The sequence below is a fragment of the Acidiphilium sp. PM genome (assembly GCF_000219295.1).
GTDB lineage: Bacteria > Pseudomonadota > Alphaproteobacteria > Acetobacterales > Acetobacteraceae > Acidiphilium > Acidiphilium multivorum.
In genome coordinates, this window is the sequence record NZ_AFPR01000510.1 from 1 (window position 1) to 4,650 (window position 4,650).

4 protein-coding genes are annotated in these 4,650 nt (G+C 68.0%); all 4 read right to left on the reverse strand.

Going from position 1 to position 4,650, the window contains the following annotated elements:
- Positions 1-264: 264 nt before the first annotated feature.
- Positions 265-1,389 (reverse strand): hypothetical protein, encoded by a 1,125-nt coding sequence (locus tag APM_RS16060; protein WP_007424442.1) that lies wholly within the window; start codon positions 1,387-1,389, stop codon positions 265-267.
- Positions 1,389-2,990, reverse strand: coding sequence for a tyrosine-type recombinase/integrase (locus tag APM_RS16065; RefSeq protein ID WP_007424443.1), 1,602 nt, complete (start codon positions 2,988-2,990; stop codon positions 1,389-1,391). The genes APM_RS16060 and APM_RS16065 overlap by 1 nt, the downstream gene beginning before the upstream one ends.
- 199 nt (positions 2,991-3,189) lie before the next feature.
- Positions 3,190-3,615 carry a hypothetical protein gene (locus tag APM_RS16070; RefSeq protein WP_083818699.1) on the reverse strand — a complete coding sequence of 142 codons (426 nt, stop codon included), beginning with the start codon at positions 3,613-3,615 and terminating at the stop codon, positions 3,190-3,192.
- 27 nt (positions 3,616-3,642) lie between these two features.
- Positions 3,643-4,650, reverse strand: a 1,008-nt coding sequence (locus APM_RS16075; protein ID WP_039889003.1) for an FAD-binding domain-containing protein, incomplete at its 5' end; no start/stop codon positions are given.

Genomic DNA, 4,650 nt, shown 5'->3' on the forward strand with positions numbered 1-4,650 from the left:
TCAGGCGCACGGGATCGGCGGGCATGGCAACGAGTGCCGTGCCCGGTGTGACCGGATCGGTCATGGTGGTCTCCTGATGATATGGTTGGGGAATGGCGTGGCCGGGATCGGATCCCGGCGCAGACAGGGCCGGAGGAGCGTTTAGGTGGTTTCTCCCCGGCGACGCCAGGATGACTGTCTGCTCACCAGATGTGGGAATATAAACAAGTATTTCAATGTGTTATAGAAATATTCGTGCGATATTTGCTCTAAATGTCGAGCAATTCATTCCCTCCGCCGCCTGATCTTCTCCAGCCGCGCGTGGTCGTTCGCCGCCTGGGTCGCGGCGAGCATCTCGGCTTGGAAGAATTCGGTGGCGATGATGGCATTGGCCCGGTTGTAGTGCTCGGCCGCGACCGCCTCGCTGATGTCGAGCACGGCGCGGGCGAGGCCGGGCTCGGTGCGATTGACCAGAGGTGCTGTGGTGCCGAGCGCGTGGCGGAACCGGTGCGGCCCGATCGCGACGCCGAGCAGGGCTTTGGACCGAACCCGGACCAGCTTCTCGATTCCCGGCTCAGCGAGCGGTTTGCCCAGCGTGCCGACCCAGAGCGCGCCATGATCCGTGCCACGCAGCAGGGCAGGGCGGATCTCGCCGAGATAGCGGTCGATGAATGGCGTCAGGCGAGCGGGGAGAAGAACGCTGTCACGGCGTCCGGTCTTGATCTGGTCGGGTCGGTAATCGATCCGGTAACGGCCGTCGACCCTGTGGAGGTTGTCCGTTGCCATGGTCTGTGCCGTGGTGCGGAGGCGGCGGGCGCGGGCGCTCAGCACCGCGAAGATCAGCCCGTCGCGGAACTGGAGCAGCGCCTTGCGCCGCGTCCGGCACTGCTCCGCCGTCCCCATCAGGCGCAGCCCCTCGGCATAGAGGATGCGGGTATCGGGGATGAGGAGTTCACGCTTGTCCATGAACAGGCGCTGACGGACCGAGGCGCCGTTTGGCTGGAGGATGCAGGTCCGGTCGGCCTCGGGTGCCAGAACCCGGATCGCCAGGTTCAGTTCGGCGAAGCGGCCGGCGATAGTGAAGGGCGCATTGCCGCGCGCCATCAGGGCACGGAACCAGGCGGCGCTGCGGGCATGGGAGATCCGGGCCCCGGGTGGCGCTGCCGGGTCGAGCCATCCGGCCTCGTCGAGGAACCGCAGCCAGTAGGTGTAGCCCCTGGCGATCTTGTGCCGGCTGGCGAGGCGCAGCGTGCTGCCATATCCGGGATCGTCGAGCGGATCGGCGGGCGCACAGTTCTGCTCCCATCGCTGCCGGTCGATCGCCGGCCAGGTGGCGAGATAGCGCGCAAGCCGCCGCGCGAGCCGGGCCTCGTCCTGCGACGCCGGCCTCTGTTCCCCAAGGTCACGCATCACGCTCTCCCTTCCATCGCTCTGCGGCGATCTGTCCTGCGGTCGGGCCCGGACTTCCGCGGGCGGAGCGTCCTCATCTGCTCGAGCACGGTCTGGTCGAAGCGGTCGAACGCACTGTCCTTCTCGGGGCCGGTATAGGACTTGCGTGCCGTCCGATCGGTCTTGTGGCCGAGCAGGACGCGGATGACCTCGAAATCCCCCGGATATTTCTTCAGATGGGCGACCGCGGCGCGATGGCGGACTAGATGGGAATTGATCTCGCAGCCCACCCGCTCGGCGACGATCTTCGCGAGCGAACTGCCCATCGCCTGCCGCGTCATCGGCCGCCCCTTCACGCCGGCGAAGAGGTAGGGGTTGTCGGCTCCGGCGATCAGTGGGCGGAATTTTTGTTCCCACGCGATGATCATGTCGCTGGTCAGGGGCAGAACCGGGCGATCGATGGTCACGCGGTTCTTCACTTCCCCGGCCGGGATCAGGAAGCGGGTGATCGCGCTGCTGCCATGGCCCGGCCCGATGAAGTGGCGATCCCGGCGCAGGCCGAGCAGGTTGCTGGCCCGGAACGCGTAGAACAGACCCAGATGCAGCACCAGCGCACGCTTGGCCGCACTGACCGCGAGCACGCCGGAACTGGGCAGCAAAGCCTCCGCCTCCTCCATCAGCACTGCTGGCAGTGCGAGAATTTTCTGCTCGGCCTCCGGCGTCAGCAGCGGCTCGAGGCGTCGCCGGTTCTTCTCGGTCATCTCGTTGTATTCGGGCGTCACCGCCTTCTTCCATCCGGCGATGCGCTCGACCTCTGCCTTGGGCAGGCCGACATGGAATTTGGCGATCTGCCGGAGGATCTCGGCGACATGGCCGGCCGGGGCAGAGCGTTGCTTGCCGGCGCGGTCGCGCATGAAGCGGATGGCTTGGCGGGCCCGCTCGACCGGCACGACGAGGTCGCGGATACCGCGGATCTCCTCGAGCGGCACGCCGGTCTGCACCAGCGCCCAGACGGCCTGGCGGGCATGGCGCATGCGCTCCTCGATGGTGATGGCGCGCAGCGCCCGCCGTGGCGCCCGGGATGGTGATGCCTGACCGGCCAGACCGTCGTCATGATCGCCGCGGAGGTGATCGGCATCGAGATCATCGAGATCGGAACAGCCGAGGTGGCGCCGCATGCGCTCGATATCGGCCTGCAGTCCGGGATGCATGGCCTCGAGCGGGACGGTGCACCGGACCCGCTGGCGTGCGGCGCCGAGGATCGGTAGCCCGAGATTGGGCTGTTCACGTGCGGCCTTGTTCCATTGATAGCGCATCTGGGCGAACAGCCGGGACGGGCTGCGGCAGGGGGTCGCGGCACGGATCCAGGCCTGGCAGCGCTCGAAGCTCGCATCCGAGACCGTGGACGGCGGAATGCCCTCGCGGCTGTGGAACTCGATGAAGCGGGTGAGGGTGATTGCCGCCCGGGACGGGAGGCCGTCGCGAAGTGATCTCCAGTCGGCATCGAGGGGCGCTCGCGGCTCCAGCCGGCCGAGGCGGCGCATCGCGAAGCGTGTATTCGACCGCACGGTTGCCATCGAGGTCGCCGAGATGCCGAACAGCTGGGGTGGCTTGCAGAGCACCCTGTCGTTCAGCTCCGCCGCGCAGAGGCGCAGCTGGGCCGGATCGGTCCCGGCGATGCGGGTGAGTGCGCGCAGAGAGGAGATGATGCTCCGGCGACGTTCGTTCGCGAGATCGCTCCACGAGGCAACGAGCGCGATGGCTTCCGCAACGGTTGGTGCTGCGGGCGGAACATCGCCCCGACCCGGATGTTAAGTGTGTTCAGTCACTGTCTCGCCGTGGAACCGGCGCAGGGCGCTCCGCAGTTCCGATGCCGGGAAAGATTCCGAGCGCTTCGTGCAGGAGTTCTTCCACGAACCGCGAGAACGTGCCCGCCTTCGGATAGCGTCCCCCGATCGGTTCGTTCCTGAATGAGATCCACAGCGAGGCGCAGCACGTCACCGCGAAGTCCGCCGGGTCCGACATCTCCCGGCGCCCGTATCTTGTGCCCGCCACGTCCTGCTCGATCGAATAGGCCCCACGGTCCCCCATCGCCAGCAGCAGCCGGCACAGGGCGCGGAGACGCCGGGTCGCTCCGCGCCGGATCACCCCCACGCCGTGCGTTGGCGTTGCATGCGCCGCCGATGCTACGTGCCAGCCTCCTTCGACAATCCGCTTCGCCAAAAGGCTTCGACCTCGAACGGTCATCCGCGCATTCTCATGGACGTTCTCCGGTCAGGGTCGGCGCTTCGTAACCCCAACCCCGTCCCCAAGCCCCGTGCGAGTAACCTTCATCGTTTCGACATCTGGCGCCACGGCGACGCCGTCGAGATCGAGCACGAGCTGCCCCGGCGCTGCGCGGGAGCGTGTGTCGCGCTGCTGCCGGGCCCGTCCCCGACGCGAGCCGTGGCGGCGCTGCACCGCATCCGCCTCGCGCTGCGCCTCGGCCAGTTGCCGCCGCGCGAACAGCGCCGCCTTCGCCGCCCGCGCCGCCTCCTCATGGATCACAATCCGCGCCGGATACTCCGGGCAGAGCCGCGCCCGCTCGGCCGCGTCGAGCCGCCAGGGCTCATGCACCAGCGCCCCCGCCACCGCCCCCAGCTCCGGTACATGAAGCCGGATGAACCGGCCCGCCGGGTCCTGGTCGAATCCCTGCTTGACCGGCGAATACACCCGCACCGTGTTGATCCCGGTCTCGCCGGACTGCATCTGGCATTGCGGCCAGTGGATTCCCGGCTCGTAATCGGTGAACAGCCGCGCCAGCACCAAGCCGCTCTCCTGCCAGGGCAGGAACAGGTCATGGCTGGCGAACGACATCAGCATCGCCCGCATGCGGAAGTTGATCCATCCATGCGCCGCGAGGTAGCACATCGCCGCATCGATGAAGGGATACCCCGTGCGCCCCTCAGCCCAGGCGGCGAGGCGCGCCGGGTCGGCGGGCGGCCGCATTCCCTCGTAGATCCGGGCAAAGGGCCGCCACTCCGCCTCCGGCTCGGCCTCCAGCTTCTGGATGAAATGGCAATGCCAGTGCAGCCGGGCGATGAACGAGCGCAGCGCCGCCCCCCAGCGGCTGGCCGCCGGCACCTCGCGCTGCCGCCGCCAGGCCGCCTGCGCCGCCTCGCGGATGGAGACGCAGCCATAGGCGAAATAGGGTGAAAGCCGCGAGCACGCCGCCTCGCCCGACACCGGTGATGACATCGCCCTCGTATAATCCTCGCCCCTCGTGGCGAGGAACGAGCCGAG